General features: G+C 54.3%; 1 rRNA gene. It reads right to left on the bottom strand.

From position 1 onward, the window contains the following. Positions 1–23 precede the first annotated feature (23 nt). Positions 24–2,931 (bottom strand): 23S ribosomal RNA (locus Xmir_RS36230). Between the last annotated feature and the right edge of the window lie 47 nt (positions 2,932–2,978).

Here is a 2,978-nt window from a genome sequence, read left to right as displayed (position 1 = left end):
ACCCAAAACACCTTCGGTGTTGTCAGGTTAAGCCGCACGGTTCATTAGTACTGGTTAGCTCAACGTCTCGCAACGCTTACACACCCAGCCTATCCACGTCCTCGTCTCGGACGTTCCTTCAGTGTCCTCAAGGGACAAGGGAAGACTCATCTCAAGGCAAGTTTCCCGCTTAGATGCTTTCAGCGGTTATCTCTGCCGCACTTAGCTACCGGGCAATGCCATTGGCATGACAACCCGAACACCAGTGGTGCGTCCACTCCGGTCCTCTCGTACTAGGAGCAGCCCCTTTCAATCTTCCAGCGCCCACGGCAGATAGGGACCGAACTGTCTCACGACGTTCTAAACCCAGCTCGCGTACCACTTTAAATGGCGAACAGCCATACCCTTGGGACCTACTTCAGCCCCAGGATGTGATGAGCCGACATCGAGGTGCCAAACACCGCCGTCGATATGAACTCTTGGGCGGTATCAGCCTGTTATCCCCGGAGTACCTTTTATCCGTTGAGCGATGGCCCTTCCATGCAGAACCACCGGATCACTAAGACCTACTTTCGTACCTGCTCGAGCCGTCACTCTCGCAGTCAAGCCAGCTTATGCCTTTGCACTAACCTCACGATGTCCGACCGTGATTAGCTAACCTTCGTGCTCCTCCGTTACGCTTTGGGAGGAGACCGCCCCAGTCAAACTACCCACCAGACACTGTCCGCAGCCCGGGTCACGGGCCTACGTTAGAACATCAAACATTCAAGGGTGGTATTTCAAGGATGGCTCCATGCAGACTGGCGTCCACACTTCAAAGCCTCCCACCTATCCTACACATCAAGGCTCAAGGTTCAGTGTCAAGCTATAGTAAAGGTTCACGGGGTCTTTCCGTCTTGCCGCGGGTACACTGCATCTTCACAGCGAGTTCAATTTCACTGAGTCTCGGGTGGAGACAGCCTGGCCATCATTACGCCATTCGTGCAGGTCGGAACTTACCCGACAAGGAATTTCGCTACCTTAGGACCGTTATAGTTACGGCCGCCGTTTACTGGGGCTTCGATCAAGAGCTTCGCCTTGCGGCTGACCCCATCAATTAACCTTCCAGCACCGGGCAGGCGTCACACCGTATACGTCCACTTTCGTGTTTGCACAGTGCTGTGTTTTTATTAAACAGTTGCAGCCAGCTGGTATCTGCGACTGGCTTCAGCTCCGAGCGCATGTCTCTTCACCTAATGCCAGCGTGCCTTCTCCCGAAGTTACGGCACCATTTTGCCTAGTTCCTTCACCCGAGTTCTCTCAAGCGCCTGAGTATTCTCTACCTGACCACCTGTGTCGGTTTGGGGTACGATTCAGTGTTACCTGGTGCTTAGAGGCTTTTCCTGGAAGCAGGGCATCAACCACTTCAGCACCGTAGTGCCTCGTCATTACGCCTCAGTGTTGCAGTACTCCGGATTTGCCAGGAGCACACACCTACACGCTTAAACCGGGACGACCGTCGCCCGGCTGGCCTAGCCTTCTCCGTCCCCCCTTCGCAGTAACACCGAGTACAGGAATATTAACCTGTTTCCCATCGACTACGCCTGTCGGCCTCGCCTTAGGGGTCGACTCACCCTGCCCCGATTAACGTTGGACAGGAACCCTTGGTCTTCCGGCGAGCGGGTTTTTCACCCGCTTTATCGTTACTTATGTCAGCATTCGCACTTCTGATACCTCCAGCATGCCTCACGGCACACCTTCGCAGGCTTACAGAACGCTCCCCTACCCAACAACACATTCGTGCCGCTGCCGCAGCTTCGGTGCATGGTTTAGCCCCGTTACATCTTCCGCGCAGGCCGACTCGACCAGTGAGCTATTACGCTTTCTTTAAATGATGGCTGCTTCTAAGCCAACATCCTGGCTGTCTGAGCCTTCCCACTTCGTTTCCCACTTAACCATGACTTGGGGACCTTAGCTGGCGGTCTGGGTTGTTTCCCTCTTCACGACGGACGTTAGCACCCGCCGTGTGTCTCCCGTGATAACATTCTCCGGTATTCGCAGTTTGCATCGGGTTGGTAAGTCGGGATGACCCCCTAGCCGAAACAGTGCTCTACCCCCGAAGATGAGTTCACGAGGCGCTACCTAAATAGCTTTCGGGGAGAACCAGCTATCTCCCGGTTTGATTGGCCTTTCACCCCCAGCCACAAGTCATCCGCTAATTTTTCAACATTAGTCGGTTCGGTCCTCCAGTTAGTGTTACCCAACCTTCAACCTGCCCATGGCTAGATCACCGGGTTTCGGGTCTATACCCTGCAACTTAACGCCCAGTTAAGACTCGGTTTCCCTGCGGCTCCCCTAAACGGTTAACCTTGCTACAGAATATAAGTCGCTGACCCATTATACAAAAGGTACGCAGTCACACCCGCAAAGGGTGCTCCCACTGCTTGTACGTACACGGTTTCAGGTTCTCTTTCACTCCCCTCGCCGGGGTTCTTTTCGCCTTTCCCTCACGGTACTGGTTCACTATCGGTCAGTCAGGAGTATTTAGCCTTGGAGGATGGTCCCCCCCTATTCAGACAGGATACCACGTGTCCCGCCCTACTCTTCGAGCTCACAATACCAGCGTCTTCGGATACGGGGCTATCACCCTTTACTGCCGGCCTTTCCAGACCGTTCTCCTGGCGCTGATGCTGATGCTGGCTCTGGGCTGTTCCCCGTTCGCTCGCCGCTACTGGGGGAATCTCGGTTGATTTCTTTTCCTCGGGGTACTGAGATGTTTCAGTTCCCCCGGTTCGCCTCATTCACCTATGGATTCAGTGAATGATAGTGCAACGGATTGCACTGGGTTTCCCCATTCGGGTATCGCCGGGTATTGCGGTTCCTATCACCTGACCGGCGCTTTTCGCAGATTAGCACGCCCTTCATCGCCTCTGACTGCCTAGGCATCCACCGTGTACGCTTATTCGCTTAACCTCACAACCCGAAGGTGTCTTCAGATTGCAGGGTTGAGAGACTCATCA

The sequence above is a fragment of the Xenorhabdus miraniensis genome (assembly GCF_002632615.1).
This window is presented reverse-complemented; position numbering and strand designations above follow the sequence as displayed.